This window comes from Nocardia seriolae NBRC 15557 (genome assembly GCF_007990715.1).
Taxonomy (GTDB): domain Bacteria; phylum Actinomycetota; class Actinomycetes; order Mycobacteriales; family Mycobacteriaceae; genus Nocardia; species Nocardia seriolae.
Window position 1 is genome coordinate 1 of the sequence record NZ_BJWY01000151.1, and the last position, 16040, is coordinate 16040.

Genomic DNA, 16040 nt, shown 5'->3' on the forward strand with positions numbered 1-16040 from the left:
CGACACTAGGTCGATCGCAACACGCCCTGGCGTTTCACAGCAGTTCTGGCAGTTCGCAATTTTTCTCGGATCCGTCGACGGCGGGGCCGCATGCTCGCCGCATGACAACCATGTCCCGACTCAACCAAGCGCAGGTCGCGGTGCTGGCTTCCCTCGCCCCCGGCGGGGTGCTGTCGGTGGCGGCGATCGCGCAATCCGCCGAATTGACCCTGTGCCGCACCAGAAACGCTGTGTCGAAGCTGAATTCGCGAGGGCTGATCATGGCCCGGAGATGGGGTGGGCGCGCCAGCTGGCAGATCACCGATCGCGGCCGCCGCACCCTCGCCACCCGGGGCCGCTACCACCAACCGTGAGCGGGGCTGGCCGACGAGACTCCCTCTTGATTGGCATATACTTGCGCTGCAAGGGATTTCGGGTCGTTCAGGCGGGCCGGATGTGGGTGACGGACCCGGGGGGTGAGGGTTTTGGCGCAACCCGTTCGGGTGTCCGTTTTCCTGACGCACTCCGCGTCCCCTTCCGGAGCCGGGTTGGCGACGCTGCGGTTGGTGTCGGCCATGCCTGCCGGGCGGGTGGCTGTGATGTTCACCGAGGACGGGCCGATGCTGCGGCTGATGGCCGAGCGGGGCATCGAAAACCGGTTGGTACGAGGCAGTTCTGGTCCGCTCCGGCTGGGATGGGAGCTCGGCGCGGCCGCGCGCGAGCTCGATGCGACGGTACTGTTCGCGGTCAGTACCGAGGCCCTGCTCCTGGGTGCGGTTGCCGCCCGGCGCGCGCGAGTTCCGCTGGTATGGCATGTGCATCAGCGGATTTCGGCCGAATACTTCGGCCGCCGACGGGCCTTGATGATTCGGCTGCTCGGCGGGATGGTGGCACGCGGGGTCATCGCGAACAGCCGGAACAGTCTCGCTGCGCTCTACACCTGGCGGCGGCAGGCCGTCGTCGCGTACCCGGGCGTCGAGTTCACCGGGCTGCGGCACGCCGAAGAACCGCGGGAACAACGCCCGGCCGATGAGACCGTGATCGCCGTGGTCGGTCGCCTCGCGCCGTGGAAGGGGCAGGATCTGTTCCTGCGTGCGCTGGCGGATGTGAAAACCCTTCCGCGCGAGGTCTTCCTGGTCGGGGGTGCCCGGCCCGAGGAGCGGGCCTATCTCGCGGAGCTGGAGGTGCACGCCACGGCGCTCGGGCTGCCGGTCACCTTTACCGGGCACGTGGAGGATCCGGAACCCTATCTGCGCCACGCCGATATCCTCGTGCACTGCTCGGTGCTGCCCGAGCCGTTCGGTCAGGTGGTGGTCGAGGGGATGATGGCCGGTTGCGCGGTCATCGCGACCCGGCCCGGCGGGCCGGAAGAGATCATCGAGTCGGGTGTGAACGGGCTGCTGGTGAGAGCCGGTGACCGTGCCGAACTCACCCACGCCCTCGATACCCTCATCACCGATCAGGAGTTGCGGACCAAGCTGGCCGATGCCGGGCGGGTGCGGGCCCGGGACTTCGATGTGGCCGAATCCGCGCGGATCGTGACGGCGTTCCTCACCGGTCTGCGACGGCCGCGGGCATTTCGCAGTCGAATAGCGGACATTGTCTCGCGCAATTCCCGCCGACCGACTATTGATTGAATCCGAAGGGATTCGAGACAGCGGAACAGGGTGAGCAGTGGGTGGTGTCGGGGTGTCCGGCGCGTTGGTGACCGGTGGGGCGGGTGATGTCGGGCGGGCGGTGGCGCGCCGATTGGCGGCGGCGGGGCGGGCCGTGTGGGTCGCGGATGTCGATGCCGAGGGCGCACGGGAGTGCGCGGCCGGGCTGGGATCCGAAGCCACCGCGCTGGAACTGGATCTGACTCGCGAGGAGAGCATTGCCGCGACCGCGCGCGCACTCGCCGGACAGGTCTCGACGGTCGTGCACTGCGCCGGGGTCGCGGTGGTGGAACGGTTCCTCGATACCGGAACCATGGCCTGGGATCTCATGTTCCAGGTGAACCTGCGCGGCCCCATGCGCCTGACCCAGCTGCTGCTGCCCGGCATGCTCGACGCCGAGTCTGCCCGCATCGTGTTCGTCGCCTCCGACGGCGCGCGTGCCGGGGCCTCCGGTGAAACCGTCTACGCCGCATCCAAATCCGGACTTTTCGGTTTCGCCAAATCCCTCGCCCGCGAGGTGGCCCGCCACGACGTCACCGTCAATGTGGTCTGCCCGGGCCCACTCGAGGGCCGCATGGTCGCCCACACCATGGCCGACCATCACGCCATCCTCGCCGCCCTCGAGAAAACCATCCCCCTCAAACGCCTGGGCCGGGACGAAGTAGCCTCCCTCATCGCATGGCTGGCAAGCCCGGAAGCCAGCTACGTCACCGGCCAGCTGATCAGCGTCAGCGGCGGCATCACCATGCAGTAGGAGTTGCCATCATGCCCACCATGCCCATCGTCGACGCCCACATGCACCTGTGGGAAACCAGCGCGCACAACTGGTATCCCGGGCTGGCGAGATTCATCGATGCCGGAAAACCCGAGATCGCAGGCGATTTCCTGCTGCCGGACTTCGATCGGGGACGTGGCGGGATCGAGGTGGCGGGGCTGGTGCACGTGTCGGCCACCACCGAGCCGCACGCGTACCTGGCCGAAACCCGTTGGGTGGACGGCATTGCCGACGCGGATCCGCGGCCGTTCGCCATCGTCGGCGCGGTCGATCCGGCGCTGCCCAAATCCGAGCTGATCGAGCACCTGGACGAGCAGGCACAGACCGAACGCTTCCGTGGGGTGCGGGTCTTCACGGGCCTGTCCCCCAATACCCCCGAGGCCGACGCGATCGCGGGCTGGCTCCAGGACCACGACTGCGTATTCGATCTGGTGGCCAAGCCCGCCGAGATCCTCGACTGGATCGACTTCCTCGCCGGGTACCCCGAACTGCGCGTGGTGCTGGAACATCTCGGCTTCCCGCAGGGGCATTCCTCCGACGCCCGCACGGCTTGGCACAACGCGATCTCGCTGGCCGCCAAGGAAACCCAATGGCTGTGCAAACTCTCGGGTTTCGGCCTCATCTGCCGCGACCTGAGCTGGCCCACCCTCGAATACTGGCTGGAATCCAGTGTCTCCCTGTGGGGTTGGCGACGCCTGATGTTCGCCTCCAACATGCCCGTCGATTCCCTGGCCGGCACCTACACCGACTTGGTCTCCACGATCGACCGCATCGTCACCACCGATGCCACCGACCAGGAGGCCGAATTCTTCTACCGCGCCAACGCGATCGACACCTACCGCCTGCGGTAGGCGACACGGACGTGGGCAATGGGCGACCGGCTCGGAGCCGGTCGCCCATTGCGCTTACGTCCGGTACCGGAACAGAATCCGGCCGCGGGTCAGGTCATAGGGGCTCAATTCCACCAGGACCCGATCCTGCGGCAGGATCTTGATGTAGTTCTTTCTGATCTTGCCGCTGATGTGCGCGAGCACCTGGTGCCCGTTCGGTAGCTCCACCGTGAAGCTGGCATTGCGCAAGCACTCCACGACGACGCCGTCGATTTCGATGCCCTTTCCGTTCTTCGTCATCGCAGCACCAGTTCCAGATTGCTGTTCACGCGCCGGGCCCCGATGCCCTCGAACAGTGCGGTCGCCGCCGCATTGGTCTCGGTCACCTCGGCGGTGGCGGTGTCGATGCCGCGCTCGTGCAGTCCGCCCAGTGTGTGGGCCAGCATCGCCCGGGCGATGCCCCGACGCTGCCGATCAGCCCGCACCGCGATCAGCCCGATCCGCGGCAACCTGCCCACTTGCGCCAACCGCAGCAGCCCGGCGTATCCATCCGGTTCTGCCGCCGCCGCGTACTTCGACGGATCGACGATGGTGTCCACACCCGGCTGACCCAGGAGCTCGATCGGCATGTCCGGCCACCCGATGGTGGCTTCGACCTCCTCACGAATCACCCGGTCCACGTCCCGCAGCCGCCTGTCCACCGCGTGCCCGAGCGGCACGATCGTGACGCCGGACGGCGGATCGACCACGTGCAGCCCGGTTTTCGCCGGATCGGTGGGCACCAGGTACTCCCACTCGCGCCGCCGGACCTCGAAACCGGCCCGCACCCATGCCCGCAGCAGATCGGTATCGCTCTCGTCGACCACGGTATGCAGCGGCCGCCGCAGCGTGGCGAGCATCGCCCCCACGAGCCGCTCGAAAACCACGTCGTGCCATGCGTCGATACTGACGAACAGACGCCCGTCGGTCCTTCGCGAAAGATCGCCGCGCCCGACCACCCGGTCGCCCTCCACGGCATGCCACCGGCCCAATGCCACGCGGCTGATATCTACAGAATTCATCGCTTGTCGCCTTTCGGAGATGCCGAATCCGGCAGGCGCTCCGAGCGACCGGTTACAACGTTCGCTCATCCGTGACGACGAGCGGGAGCACCCACATCGGTCCTGTCAACATGGATCTCACCTCCTCGCGCATGTCACGGTCCGCAGCAGGCTAACAGACCGAGCCCGCTCCCGCCCAGTCCTTTTCCGCCCCGCCCTCCCCCCGGGGTCAGCTCCGGTATACCAATTGGTATATTGATCTTGTTTGCTGGGCGGGTGATGGTCGCCCGGCGGTTGGTGATCGGGCCTGGCCGGACTAGCTGGAGGGTCGATGAAGCGACTTCGTATGAATATTGCCGGGGTGCTGGCCGGTGCGGCGCTGAGTGTGCCGGTGGCCGTGCTGGCCGCGGGAGCGGCGGGCGCGATGCCGGTCGAGGCGGGGTGCCGGACCGGGGATCGGGTTCCGACCGATGATCGTCACGTGTACGACTCGTGCATTCACGATGAATGGGGGAATCTGCGGCGGTGTCCGCCGTGGACGGTTGTCGTGCAGGTTCCGGATGGGGATGTTCGGTGCGTTCCCGAGTAGGGGCGGATTATGAACCGTCCCAAGGGGTTCGGCGTGGGATCCAGGCTCGGACGGCGGCTCGGTAGCGGTCGTAGTCGTCGCCGAATTGGCGGTGCAGGGTCGGTTCCTCGTAGAAGTGGACGAACAGGGCCTGGCCGATTGCGACGATGAGGCCGTACCAGAGGAGATCGGTGCGGCCGAGCAGGAGCGCCTGGCCGAGGATTATCGAAACCACCGCCATGTACATGGGGTTGCGGACGTAGCGGTTGGGGCCGCCGATGACCAACTGGCGAGTGGGAGCGATGGGGGCGGGTGTGCCGCGGCCCTCGCTGGCGAAGCGGTAGATCGCGCCCAGGAGCATGGGCAGGCCCGCCACGATCAGCACTGCGCCGAGGACACGCAGCGGACCCTCCGGCGAAAGGTCGTGTGCGACTTGCCATCGCGAGATGAGTAGCGGGATCAGCCCGGCGACCGTGCCGGGGACCAGGATGGTGAACAACAGACTGCCCCAGGCGGCGCGGGAGAACATGAACACTCATCGTATTCATGGCGACCGGCCCCGGAGGCCGATCAGTTCGGGTCGAGTTCGGAGACCAGACGGCTGCCGGTGAGCTTGTAATCCTCGCCGACCAATTCGTACATGCTGACGAAGCCGTCGAGATCCTCGCTGTCGTGATCGCCGCGCACGATCCAGAAGTGCGGAATGCCGAGCATCGAATAGACGCGGAGTTTGTCGATGGCCTCACGCACCTGCGCCGGCTGCCAGACCGCCTCGATCACCGCGAACAGCGTCACCGGCGCGTGGGTGGTGCTGTGCTTGCCGGGCCGATGGCCGGGCTGGAACACCACCCCGTCGGCCACGAAATTGTGCTGGCCGATGTCGCCGCGGGCGAATCCGCTGTCCGCCACGTATTGATCGCACGCGGTTTCGTAGCCGTGCCCGCGCCAGAAACCGAGCACCTGGAACACGATCCGCGAATACCAGAAGGTGACGGGCATGAGGCTCAGCTCCAATCGACCGGATCGCAATTCCCAGGCCCAGCCCCGCGGCACCGTCGGCAGGGTGTCGAATTCGGCCCGGGTGCGCACACCCGTACTGGGCAGGTCGAGTCGGCGAATGGACAGATCGAGCGGGTGAATGACCGACTCCCTTCCGATACCCCGGGTCGATAAGACTGGAACACCTTAACCTCACATCGGCCACACGAGGCGTTCACCAGCACCTTTACCGCTCAGCCGGGCGATTCGGACAGAAAGGACATGCGCCGATCGGCCCAGCAACCGGCCGGAGAACAAACAAGTGAGCGCACGCTCAGGACATTTGACCAGTAGCCAGCGAATTGCCAACCGGGGCTTGGGGTTACATCAAACCCGTTGTTACACATAACAACTGGGATAGCTCCGAGGTGACCATTCACACATCGCCGAAACGACCATTCCGGTTGAACGGCCAACCTGCGATCCGTAAAGTTACTCACTAGTTAGGCACGAAGGTGTTCCTACCTCGGCCCGACATTCTGCTAGGGGGCCAATCACTCACCGTCCGCATCCACCGACGCATGTCGGACGAACGTCGTTGGATACCAACAAGTTCGTACTTAAGGAGGGGACGATGGTTTCCTACATCGTCACGGGCGGAACCGGATTCCTGGGCCGGCGCGTCGTCGCCGCGCTGCTGGAGCGCGACCCGGAGGCCGTGGTCCACGCACTGACGCGTGAGGCGTCGGTCGCCAAGCTGCGCGAGATGGCCGACGGCTGGGGTGCCGGAGACCGCGCGTTCCCGCTGGTCGGCGACCTGGCCGCACCGGGCCTGGGCCTGGCCGACGAAGCGCCGCAGGCCGATCACGTCATCCACCTCGGCGCGGTCTACGACATGACCGCCGACGAGCGGGTCACCTACGCCGCCAACGTGCAGGGCACCCGCTCGGTCATCGAGCTGGCGCTCGGGCTCGGCGCGACGCTGCACCACGTGTCCTCGGTCGCGGTCGCCGGCGATCACAAGGGCAAGTTCTTCGAGGACGATTTCGACCTGGGCCAGGGCCTGCACTCGCCCTACCACCGCACCAAGTTCGAGGCCGAGAAGATGGTGCGCGAGGCCGAGGGCCTGCGCTGGCGGGTGTACCGCCCGGCCATCGTGGTCGGCGATTCCCGCACCGGCGAGATGGACAAGATCGACGGGCCGTACTACTTCTTCCCCGCCATCGCGGGTCTGGGTGCGCTGCCCTCGGAGCTGCCCATGCCGATCCCGGATCTGGGTTCGACCAATATCGTCCCGGTCGACTACGTGGTCGAGGCGATGGTCGAGCTGATCAACAAGCCGGGCCTGGTGGGCCGCACCTTCCACCTGACCAACCCGGAGCCGCAGCCGTTCACCGAGATCTACAACGCGCTGGCCCGCGCGGCCGGTGCGCCCACCGCCATCGGCACCGTGCCGGGCTCGCACACCGCGCTCACCGCGCTGGGCGGGCTGCCGGGCGTGCCCGCGGTGCGTGATTTCCTGCTGGAGCGCCTCGGGATTCCGCCCGAGGTCGCGCCGCACACCTCCTTCGAGTCGACCTTCGTCTCCGAGTCGACCCGGGCGCAGCTGCGCGGCACCGGCATCGAGGTCCCCGCCTTCGAGGACTACGCCGACACCCTGTGGAAGTACTGGCGCGCCAACCTGGATCCCGACCGCGCCCGCCGAGTCGAGGGCGATCGTCTGGAGGGCCGCGTCGTGCTCATCACCGGCGCGTCCACCGGCATCGGCCTGGCCACCGCGCACGCCGTGGCCCGCCGCGGCGCGACCGTGCTGATGGTGGCCCGCACCGAGGAGGATCTCGAGCTCGCCGCCGCCCAGGTGCGCGCAGAAAGCGGTGCGGCACAGGCCTACACCTGCGACATCACCGACGAGAAGTCGGTGGAGCTGCTGGTCAAGCAGGTGCTGGCCGATCACGGCCACGTGGACTACGTGGTGAACAACGCGGGCCGCTCGCTCCGCCGCTCGGTGCTCAACTCCACCGACCGCATGCACGACTTCGAACGCACCATGGCGGTCAACTACTTCGGCGCGGTGCGGCTGATCCTGGCGCTGCTGCCGTCCATGCGGGAGCGTCGCTTCGGCCACTTCGTGAACATCTCCTCGATCGCCGTGCAGACCAAGGTGCCGCGCTTCGCGGCCTACGTGGCCAGCAAGTCGGCCCTGGACAACTTCAGCGAGATCGCCGCGGTCGAGAACGCCGATGCCGGAATCACGTTCACCTCGGTGCGCATGCCCCTGGTCCGCACCGCCATGATCGCCCCGACCGACCTCTACAAGTCCATACCGGTGCACAGCCCCGACCAGGCCGCCGACATCGTGGTGCGTGCCCTCGAACACCGCCCGAGCCGCATCGACACCCCGATCGGCACCTTCGCCCAGTTCGTGGACACCGTCATGCCCTCGGTCAAGCGCGCCATCCTGCACCAGGGCTTCCGGATGTTCGGCGAATCCAAGGCCGCCCGCAACGAACACCCCGCCCCCGAGACGGCCCCCGATTCCGATGCCCCGAAGTCGGATTCGCGCAGCCCGCTGCTGGCCCTGGCCCCGATCGTGCAGCCCCTCATGGGCCTGCCCGCCCCCGCGGCCCGCATCACCAACCGGATTCCCGGCATGCACTGGTAATTCGGTTACCCGCAATGAAGTTCGGCCCGGCGTGGAACAGCACGCCGGGCCGAACCCTTCGGTACCCGCGTGGCCGAGGTGGGACAGGAGCCCTAAGTGCCGTAACACCTAACGCCCCCACGGCCACGGATACCAGGACCCGCCCTGGGATTTCGGATGTGTCCGTCGAAACCGCCCGAGGGTCGGGCCCTTTCCCCTCCCGGGATCAGAGGTGGTCGGCGGCGAAGTTCACCGCGTCCACCAGGTCGCTGCCGTAGGCGACGTGGGCGTTGGCGTTGACGCCCGCGCCGCAGACGGGATCGCCGCCGACGCACCAGTCTCCGGTACGTCATGAGTACTCGCCGGGGACGTTTCCTCCCACGCCGCGCACCGGGTCGCCGAAGAGCAGGACCGCTGCGACGCGGGCGCCGATGTCACCGGGCAGCTGGACTCGGCCCGGGTACCAGTTCACCGCGCCGGTGCCCAGCGCCGCGTGCACGACGGCCGCGCCCTGTGAGTAGCCGACCAGGATGAACTCCTGGCCCGGGCACGCGGCGGCGGCTGCGATCATGTGCGACACCAGATCCGCGCTGCCCGCGCCCACATTGAAGGAGTAGGCGGCGGGGTAGTTCACGCGGTACGCGCTGATCGAGGCGGGCAACCGGTCCGCCAGCATGCCGTAGAGCGGATCGCCGATCTGATCGCCGAGCCAGCCGGGTTCGCCTGTGCCCCTGGCCACTACGACATCCACCGCGGCGCATCCCGCCGCGTGGGCTGTCGACTGTGGCACGAACACGGTCGCGGCGATGGTCACCATCGCCGCCAAACCGCAAGCCGTACGCCATTTTCCAGGCCGCAGCACCTTCCGGTCGCCCATTGTCCTCACCTCTCACGTCGTTGTGAGAAGCCCGGTGACTCTTGTCATTGACTAGAGACTGATCACCGGGCTATGTGACCCAAGGTAGGAACGGGCGAACTACGCGGCAACGAATTCTACTGGAGAGTCACCTAATTGGTACCCAACCGTTTCATCATGAAACTTGTTATCTACGTGCTATTTTGGGGCTACGAATCGGCATCGGATGGGATTCGAAGCACACCGCGAACCGCGCGCAAAATGGAACCAGTTCTCATAGTGTGTTGGTATGGAACGACTTACCGGGCTCGACGCGAGCTTCCTCTATCTCGAAACAGACACCCAGCTGCTGCACGTCTGCGCAATGCTGATACTCGATCCCACCGCCGACGGGGCGAGCTACGACCACGAGGCCTTCAAGGCCGAGCTCGCGCGGCGGCTGCACCTCATTCCCGCCATGACGCGACGGCTGCACGCGGTGCCCTTCAACCTCGATCATCCGGTGTGGGTGCGGGATTCGAACTTCGATCTCGACTACCACGTCCGGCGGCTGACGCTGCCGAGCGGGGCCGGGAACAAGGGGCTGGCCGAACTGGCCGCCGACATCGCCGGACGACCCCTGGACCGCAATCGCCCGCTGTGGGAGATGTGGGTGGTCGAGGGCCTGCCGCACGGCAAGGTGGCGGTCATCTCGAAGTACCACCACGCCATCGTGGACGGCATCACCGGCACGAACATGATGATGCACCTGTGCGATACGGAGCCCGGGGTGAGCTACCGGCCGCCCGCGCCGGAAGCCGTTGCCGCCGAATCGGAACCCAATGATCTGCGGCTGGCCGGTGAGGCGCTGCTGAAGCTCCCGGGCCGGCTCGGCATGTTCGGCATGGTGCCCCAGACCGTCGGCATTCTGGGCGGTCTGGTTCAGCGTCGGCGCGGTACCGGAAGCCGCGGCATGCCACTGCCTTTCACCGCGCCGCGCACGCCGTTCAATCGAGCTATCACCCCGCATCGCGCCATCTCCTTCGTGCAGACCGAGCTGTCGGATATCAAGGAGATAAAGACCGCCTTCGGCGTGAAGGTCAACGACGTGGTGCTGGCCGTGGTCGGCGGGGCCCTGCGCAGCTACCTCGAACTGCACGACGAACTGCCCGAAACCTCACTGCTGGCCTCGGTTCCGGTGTCCACCCACGAGACCTCACGCCACGAGGAGGGCACCAACAAGGTGTCCACCATCTTCTCCCGGCTCTACACCGATATCGAGAATCCGGTGGCGCGCATGCTGGCCATCGCCGAGGACAATCGCGGCGCGAAGGAGGAGCACAACCTCATCGGGGCCGACTTCCTGCAGGACTGGGCGAAGTACGCACCGCCCAACACCTTCCAGCTGGCCGCGCGGGCGTATTCGTCGTTCAAGCTGGCCGAGCATCACCCGGTGGTGCACAACCTGGTGGTGTCGAACGTGCCCGGACCCAACTTCCCCATGTATTTCCTGGGCGTGCGGGTGGACTCGATGTATCCGTTCGGTCCGGTGTTCCACGGCGCGGGCCTGACGGCCACGGTGATATCCAATAACGGGCACCTGGACTTCGGTTTCATCGCCTGCAAGGAACTGGTGCCGGACGTCGATGCCATTGCCGACGCCGTCCCCGAGGTGATCACCGAACTCCTCAAGGCCGCCCGCGAAAAGGCCTGAGCTACAACCGATCCACCACAGATCCAACGGCCTCGAGGAACACCGGGACAAAGACGTCCGCCTCGAGTGCGCAGGCCGCGTGACCGGCCTTGGCGAGGAAGATCTGCGCTCCCGGAATCGCTTTCGCCATCTCCAGCTGACGGAAGACGGGCAGGGCCCGATCCCGCGTGGTGATCACCACCGCCGTCGGCGCCTTCAGGGTCGGCAGCCATGCCGACGAATCGAATCGTCCCAGCACCACGAGCGCCTGCGCGAGCGCCCAGCCGCTGGTGGCCCGCAGTTCCGTCATGGCCCAGCGGTCCATGCGTCCCACCGGCCACGAGGAATCCGGCAGCACCGGCAGTTTGTCGCGGCGCAGTTCGGCGCGGCGGAAAGACCATTCGGAGAACAGCGTCGCGGTGGCCGCCCAGCCGCGATGGAAGGCACGCTCGCGCCACTTCTCCTGGAAGCGGTAGGTGGTGGCGGCCAGCACCAGCCCGCCCACCCGATCCGGATGCCGGTGCGCGACCAATTGCGCGACCACGCCGCCCATGGAATAGCCCGCCAGAATCGGTCGTTCGATGCCCACCGCGTCGGCGACCGCGATCACGTCATCGGCCAGATCATCGAGATCGAAACGCTCGGAACGGATTCCGTGGCCGTGCCAGCGCTGGTCGAACAGGACCACGCGGTAGCGCTCGTTGAGTTCGCGCAGGCTCGGGAACCAGTTCAGCATGGCGGTGGTGGCCATGCCGTGCAGCAGCAGCACCGCCGGGGCGTCGGGGGCCGGGCCGGGCAGGTCCACCACGTAGGTGGTGCCGCGGCCGGGCAGCTCCACCATCGAACCCTGAGGCACCTCGGTCAATCGGGAGATCCGCGGTGACAGGCGGCGACCCCCGCGGGGCTCGGCGTTCGGCGTGGTCAGGTCCAAGCTGGGGTTCGTCATCGAAAGCCTCCCGGCTCACCGCCTCGGCGGTCGAAATGGAACACGTTTCACTTGATGATGCCATACCGGGAGGCAGGCGGCGGGTTACGGCTTGCACTCCGCGGAGGCGGGGATGACCGTGGTCACGACCACCGGGGTGGCGGGCGGGGACGGGGTGGCGGGCTGCTCGGCCGGGATCTCGTAGAGGCGAATTCCGGTGTGCCGCATCTGCCCCGGGTCGACCGTGACGCCGGAGACGAAGGCGGCGTGGCCGTAGATTTCGGTGATCTCGGCGGTGAACGGGCCCGCGCCCGCGCCCGAGATGGTCCAGTAGTTGTCGTAGCCGCGGCGCAGCGGCAGGTAGTCGCCGCCCGAATCCGCGCGCAAGGAGACTTGCGCAATGGGATTCCCGCTGCCGGAGAACAGGATTCCGACCCAGCTCGGCGAGGAGCTCTGCTGGATGCGGTAGACGCGTTCGGGGGCCGGATTCGGGTCCCGGACACGGCTGAGCCGGATCGGGGCGACGCCGTCGGTGGAATTGGCGATGGCCTCGAAAGCCGAACGGCTCAAATCGTATTGATCGGGGCCGCAGCCGGGGCAGCGGTCCACGATCTCGGCGCGCACGCTCCCGAGTGGGCCGTCGATGTCGATGTAGGAGCCGCACGGGGCCGACCCCTCGTATCGACCGGTCGGGACCCCGACGTAGTAGCCGTCCGGCGGCAGGTCGGGCAGGGAGCAGGCCACGCCCTGATTGAAGGCGTAGAACCTGGCCTCACCCGGTTCGGCGGCCGGTTGCGGTTCCGGGGCCTGAATCTGCTGGGGAGTAACCGAACTCGACGCGGCGGCGGGAAGGGTGATGACCGTTGTGATGGGTGGGGCGGTAGGACAGCTCAGGGACTGCGGCCTGATCCACCACGTGGTCAGTCCGACCGCCACCGCTCCCGCTAAGATCGTCCACAACCATGGCCTGCCTGTTTGGACCTCTTCGTGTCCGGTGCGGTGCATGGCCGGTCCCCAACCCTCCGAATTGTGTTTGCTGAAGCGATGCTGCACTCCACATCAGGAAAGCAGTCACCGCCGTTACGCAGGGCTCGAATCGGAAACTCGGAGTGAAAACCCGGCGTGTTGCCGGTGTGTCATGGATCTAGAACCGACGGCCGCTGTGCCTCGTATGTCCTGATGTCCACCCCGTGCGCCCATCCGCGGATGTCGGCCCGCCACAGGAGAGTTCCGCCATGGCCCAGCTCGCACCCTTCTACCGGCAGGTGCAATCCCACTACGACCTGTCCGACGACTTCTACTCGCTGTTCCTCGACCCCTCCATGACCTACAGTTGCGCGTTCTTCGAGCGGGCGGGCATGAGCCTGGAGGAGGCACAGCGGGCCAAGATCGACCTGGCGCTCGGCAAACTGGGACTCGAGCCGGGCATGACCCTGCTCGACATCGGCTGCGGCTGGGGTTCGAACATGATCCGGGCGGTGCTCACCTACGGCGTGCGCGTCATCGGACTCACCCTGAGCCGCAATCAATTCGACTACGTCCAGGGCATGCTGCGCGAGCTGGGCATCACCGAAGCCGAAGTGCGCCTGCAGGGTTGGGAGGAATTCGAGGGCACCGCCGACCGGATCGTCAGCATCGGCGCCTTCGAGCACTTCCGCAAGCAGCGCTACGCCGAGTTCTTCACCCGCTGCCACCGGCTGCTCCCCGCCGACGGCCGGATGCTGCTGCACACCATCATCGGCCACACCCTCGCCGAGCTGCGCGCCGCCGATATCCCCGTCACCCGCGAGGACGCGCTGTTCCACATCTTCATCAAGCGTGAGATCTTCCCCGGCGGCCAGCTCCCGCAACCCGATTCGGTCACCTCCAACGCCGAGGCGGCGGGCTTCCGCGCCACCCGCATCCAGGCGCTGCGCCCGCATTACGCCCGCACCCTGGACCTGTGGGCGCAGGCCCTGGAGAGCCACCACGCCGAGGCGGTGCACCTGACCTCCGAGGAGGTCTATCAGCGCTACCTGCGGTACCTCGCCGGCTGCGCCCACTACTTCCGCGCCGGTCACCTCGACGTCATGCAGTTCACGCTGCAGAAGTAGGCACCAGCACCGCGGCCCCCGCGAAGCGGCCGTGGGCCAGATCGCTCAGCGCCCGATCGGCTTCGGCCAGCGGATAGGGCCGCACCGTCACCTCGAGCCGGTGGCGTCCGGCGAAGTCCAGGAACTCCCGGGCGTCGACGCGGGTATTGGCGGTGACCGAACGAATCTCGCGCTCCTGGAACAGGTGCCGCTGATAGTTCAGCACCGGGATATCGCTGAGATGGATCCCGGCGATGGACAGGACCCCGCCCCGATCCAGCGCCGCCATGGCCGGCAGCACCAGATCCCCGACCGGCGCGAAGAGAATCGCCGAATCCAGCGGCACCGGCGGCGCGTCCGCGGCTCCCTGCGCCGACGCCGCGCCGAGCTTCAGCGCCAGCTCCCGCGCCGACTCGTCCCGGGTCATCACGTGCACCTCCGCCCCCTGCGCCAGCGCCACCTGCGCCGCCAGATGCGCGCTGCCCCCGAACCCGTAGATCCCCAGCCGCCCGCCCTCGGGCACCGCGGCCCGCTTCAGGGCCCGATACCCGATGATCCCCGCGCACAGCAGCGGCGCGAGCTCGGTATCGGCATAGCCCGCCGGCAGCGGCAGCGCGTAATCCGCAGGCACGGTGGCGAATTCGGCGTATCCCCCGTCAGCATCCCAGCCCGTGTACCGCGACTGCGGGCACAGGTTCTCATTGCCGCGCAAGCAGTACCGGCACACCCCGCAGGTGTGCCGCAACCAGGCGATCCCCACCCGATCCCCCACCGCGAACTCCCCGCCCGCGCCCTCCCCGACCCGCACGACCTCCCCGACGACCTCGTGCCCCGGCACCACCCCGGCCCGATGCACCGCGAGGTCCCCCTCGGCCACATGCAGGTCGGTCCGGCACACGCCGCACGCCAGCACCCGCACCAGCAATTCACCGGCCTGCGGCTCCGGAACCGCCAACCGCCCGAACACCAGCGGCCCCGCGTCGATCGGCCGCGGCTCCATCACCTGCCAAGCATTCATCGTCAGCATGCGATCAAGTCTGCCGAACCCGGCGCGGCGGGTCGAGCACGGCGAGCAGCGCCCGGCGCAGACCACCGAGGACCGGGCCGGTCAGCGGGGTTCGGGCGAGGACCGAGGCCGAGCCGGCGGCGGCCGACGCCTCGGCGACGAGGGCTCGGGCGGTCGCCGCGTCGAGACATGCCGTGGCCGTGACCATGGCAATGAGATCGACCATGGTCGGGGTGCGCCGAGCGCCGCCCGCTCGTTGCGGGCGGGGACGATGACGGAGACGGTCATCGGGCTCGCTCGAAGACGAACAGGTCGTGGCCGCCGAAGGGGACCGGGGAGCGGTCGGGTTCGAAGGCGATCTCGGTCAGGCTCGCCGCGCGGGCGGCGGCGCGGACATCGTCGCGCGACAGCACCCGGCGGACGTGGAGGGCGACACCGGCGGACATGCCGGAATCGATGAAGCCGACCAGTCGGCTCAGTTGAAAGGCCAAGCGGCCGAAGAGGAATCCGCGGAGCACCAGGGCCGCTGGGCCCGGGATTCCCCCGGTGGTGGATTGCAGGACCAGCACCCGTGGCGCTACCCGTGCCGCCTCGGCCAGCACGGCCGCGGGATCGGCGGGGAATTGCAGTACCTGCAGCACCAGCGCCGCGCCGAACGCGTCATCCGCGAACGGCAGTACGCCATCGGCGCACAGCACCGGGCCCGCGCCCACCACGTGCATATCCACCACATCGGTTTCGACCACGTCCAGCCCGGTGCTCGCACGCAACGCGGCGGCATTGTGCCCGGTGCCGGAACCGACATCGAGCACCCGACCGGCGGCGCGCACATGCCGCCCGATCCGATCGGTGATGCGTTCGGCCCGCTCGATCGCCGCGCGTTCCAGCCGCGCTCGCACCCGGCCGGTGTCCCCGACTCCCACAGTCGATCTCCTCCCCGTCCCTGGCGAACATAGCACCGATCCGCGCGGGTCCTGATCAGCCGCGGGAGGCGGGGCGCAGCGTGGCACAGCAAGTCCACAGCGACCGGAATCCTAGTGTCC

Annotated in this window: 17 protein-coding genes and 1 pseudogene; 8 read left to right on the top strand and 10 right to left on the bottom strand. The window is 67.7% G+C overall.

Translation table 11 applies throughout. From position 1 onward, the window contains the following. The first annotated feature begins 101 nt into the window (after window positions 1–101). The 4 genes from NS2_RS31335 (at window position 102) to NS2_RS31350 (ending at window position 3260) form a co-directional block, all read left to right on the top strand. Window positions 102–353 (top strand): hypothetical protein, encoded by a 252-nt coding sequence (locus NS2_RS31335; protein WP_045440255.1) that lies wholly within the window; start codon window positions 102–104, stop codon window positions 351–353. Window positions 354–482: 129 nt separating this feature from the next. Then, entirely contained in the window at window positions 483–1616 is a 1134-nt protein-coding gene (locus NS2_RS31340) for a glycosyltransferase family 4 protein (protein ID WP_373867339.1), read from the top strand. A gap of 37 nt (window positions 1617–1653) precedes the next feature. Further along, entirely contained in the window at window positions 1654–2388 is a 735-nt protein-coding gene (locus tag NS2_RS31345) for an SDR family NAD(P)-dependent oxidoreductase (protein ID WP_033091448.1), read from the top strand. Between the two features lie 11 nt (window positions 2389–2399). Then, window positions 2400–3260: an amidohydrolase family protein gene (locus tag NS2_RS31350; RefSeq protein WP_033091447.1), complete on the top strand. Its 861-nt coding sequence runs from the start codon at window positions 2400–2402 to the stop codon at window positions 3258–3260. A 54-nt stretch (window positions 3261–3314) separates the two neighbouring features. Here the strand turns inward: NS2_RS31350 and infA are convergent, their stop codons facing one another. Together infA and NS2_RS31360 are read right to left on the bottom strand one after the other, a co-directional pair. Next, window positions 3315–3539: a translation initiation factor IF-1 gene (gene infA / locus NS2_RS31355; protein WP_033091446.1), complete on the bottom strand. Its 225-nt coding sequence runs from the start codon at window positions 3537–3539 to the stop codon at window positions 3315–3317. After that, complete coding sequence (locus NS2_RS31360) at window positions 3536–4300, bottom strand: GNAT family N-acetyltransferase (RefSeq protein ID WP_045440252.1); 765 nt, start codon at window positions 4298–4300, stop codon at window positions 3536–3538. Before NS2_RS31360 ends, infA begins: the two co-directional genes overlap by 4 nt. A gap of 310 nt (window positions 4301–4610) precedes the next feature. Between NS2_RS31360 and NS2_RS31365 the strand changes: the two genes are divergently transcribed. Continuing rightward, complete coding sequence (locus tag NS2_RS31365) at window positions 4611–4868, top strand: hypothetical protein (protein ID WP_143161355.1); 258 nt, start codon at window positions 4611–4613, stop codon at window positions 4866–4868. 7 nt (window positions 4869–4875) lie between these two features. Here NS2_RS31365 and NS2_RS31370 read toward each other — a convergent pair whose 3' ends face one another. Together NS2_RS31370 and NS2_RS31375 are read right to left on the bottom strand one after the other, a co-directional pair. After that, window positions 4876–5376: a methyltransferase family protein gene (locus tag NS2_RS31370; RefSeq protein ID WP_033091451.1), complete on the bottom strand. Its 501-nt coding sequence runs from the start codon at window positions 5374–5376 to the stop codon at window positions 4876–4878. A gap of 41 nt (window positions 5377–5417) precedes the next feature. Further along, entirely contained in the window at window positions 5418–5936 is a 519-nt protein-coding gene (locus NS2_RS31375; RefSeq protein WP_033091444.1) for a Uma2 family endonuclease, read from the bottom strand. A gap of 523 nt (window positions 5937–6459) precedes the next feature. Between NS2_RS31375 and NS2_RS31380 the strand changes: the two genes are divergently transcribed. Further along, complete coding sequence (locus tag NS2_RS31380; protein WP_147207383.1) at window positions 6460–8487, top strand: SDR family oxidoreductase; 2028 nt, start codon at window positions 6460–6462, stop codon at window positions 8485–8487. 205 nt (window positions 8488–8692) lie between these two features. Here NS2_RS31380 and NS2_RS31385 read toward each other — a convergent pair. Continuing rightward, a pseudogene (locus NS2_RS31385) lies at window positions 8693–9343 on the bottom strand (cutinase family protein). Between the two features lie 268 nt (window positions 9344–9611). Between NS2_RS31385 and NS2_RS31390 the strand changes: the two are divergent. Then, window positions 9612–11015 carry a WS/DGAT/MGAT family O-acyltransferase gene (locus NS2_RS31390; protein WP_033091531.1) on the top strand — a complete coding sequence of 468 codons (1404 nt, stop codon included), beginning with the start codon at window positions 9612–9614 and terminating at the stop codon, window positions 11013–11015. A gap of 1 nt (window position 11016) precedes the next feature. On the opposite strand, the gene NS2_RS31395 is transcribed toward NS2_RS31390, so the two are convergent. Both NS2_RS31395 and NS2_RS31400 read right to left on the bottom strand, forming a co-directional pair. Next, window positions 11017–11940, bottom strand: a complete 924-nt coding sequence (locus tag NS2_RS31395; RefSeq protein ID WP_081986457.1) for an alpha/beta fold hydrolase — start codon at window positions 11938–11940, stop codon at window positions 11017–11019. A gap of 84 nt (window positions 11941–12024) precedes the next feature. Further along, a complete protein-coding gene (locus NS2_RS31400; RefSeq protein WP_033091530.1) occupies window positions 12025–12855 on the bottom strand; it encodes an expansin EXLX1 family cellulose-binding protein in 831 nt (276 codons plus the stop codon). Between the two features lie 299 nt (window positions 12856–13154). Here NS2_RS31400 and NS2_RS31405 point away from each other — a divergent pair, with 299 nt between their 5' ends. Further along, window positions 13155–14012 carry a cyclopropane mycolic acid synthase family methyltransferase gene (locus NS2_RS31405; RefSeq protein ID WP_033091529.1) on the top strand — a complete coding sequence of 286 codons (858 nt, stop codon included), beginning with the start codon at window positions 13155–13157 and terminating at the stop codon, window positions 14010–14012. Here NS2_RS31405 and NS2_RS31410 read toward each other — a convergent pair. Genes NS2_RS31410 through NS2_RS31420 form a run of 3 tightly spaced genes read right to left on the bottom strand, consistent with a single transcriptional unit; the run spans window position 13996 to window position 15920 of the window. Beyond that, window positions 13996–15009, bottom strand: coding sequence for a zinc-binding alcohol dehydrogenase family protein (locus tag NS2_RS31410; RefSeq protein ID WP_033091533.1), 1014 nt, complete (start codon window positions 15007–15009; stop codon window positions 13996–13998). The two genes, NS2_RS31405 and NS2_RS31410, sit on opposite strands and share 17 nt — an antisense overlap. 13 nt (window positions 15010–15022) lie before the next feature. Beyond that, entirely contained in the window at window positions 15023–15223 is a 201-nt protein-coding gene (locus NS2_RS31415; RefSeq protein WP_033091528.1) for a hypothetical protein, read from the bottom strand. A gap of 58 nt (window positions 15224–15281) precedes the next feature. Next, a complete protein-coding gene (locus tag NS2_RS31420) occupies window positions 15282–15920 on the bottom strand; it encodes a methyltransferase domain-containing protein (RefSeq protein ID WP_052087076.1) in 639 nt (212 codons plus the stop codon). Between the last annotated feature and the right edge of the window lie 120 nt (window positions 15921–16040).

Bases quoted from the DNA above. Each gene is read 5' to 3' on its own strand.
- NS2_RS31380 (WP_147207383.1), top strand. From the start codon at position 6,460: ATGGTTTCCTACATCGTCACGGGCGGAACCGGATTCCTGGGCCGGCGC.
- infA (WP_033091446.1), bottom strand. From the start codon at position 3,539: ATGACGAAGAACGGAAAGGGCATCGAAATCGACGGCGTCGTCGTGGAG.
- NS2_RS31335 (WP_045440255.1), top strand. From the start codon at position 102: ATGACAACCATGTCCCGACTCAACCAAGCGCAGGTCGCGGTGCTGGCT.
- NS2_RS31365 (WP_143161355.1), top strand. From the start codon at position 4,611: ATGAAGCGACTTCGTATGAATATTGCCGGGGTGCTGGCCGGTGCGGCG.
- NS2_RS31415 (WP_033091528.1), bottom strand. From the start codon at position 15,223: ATGGTCGATCTCATTGCCATGGTCACGGCCACGGCATGTCTCGACGCG.
- NS2_RS31390 (WP_033091531.1), top strand. From the start codon at position 9,612: ATGGAACGACTTACCGGGCTCGACGCGAGCTTCCTCTATCTCGAAACA.
- NS2_RS31395 (WP_081986457.1), bottom strand. From the start codon at position 11,940: ATGACGAACCCCAGCTTGGACCTGACCACGCCGAACGCCGAGCCCCGC.
- NS2_RS31405 (WP_033091529.1), top strand. From the start codon at position 13,155: ATGGCCCAGCTCGCACCCTTCTACCGGCAGGTGCAATCCCACTACGAC.
- NS2_RS31350 (WP_033091447.1), top strand. From the start codon at position 2,400: ATGCCCACCATGCCCATCGTCGACGCCCACATGCACCTGTGGGAAACC.
- NS2_RS31370 (WP_033091451.1), bottom strand. From the start codon at position 5,376: ATGTTCTCCCGCGCCGCCTGGGGCAGTCTGTTGTTCACCATCCTGGTC.
- NS2_RS31360 (WP_045440252.1), bottom strand. From the start codon at position 4,300: ATGAATTCTGTAGATATCAGCCGCGTGGCATTGGGCCGGTGGCATGCC.
- NS2_RS31410 (WP_033091533.1), bottom strand. From the start codon at position 15,009: ATGAATGCTTGGCAGGTGATGGAGCCGCGGCCGATCGACGCGGGGCCG.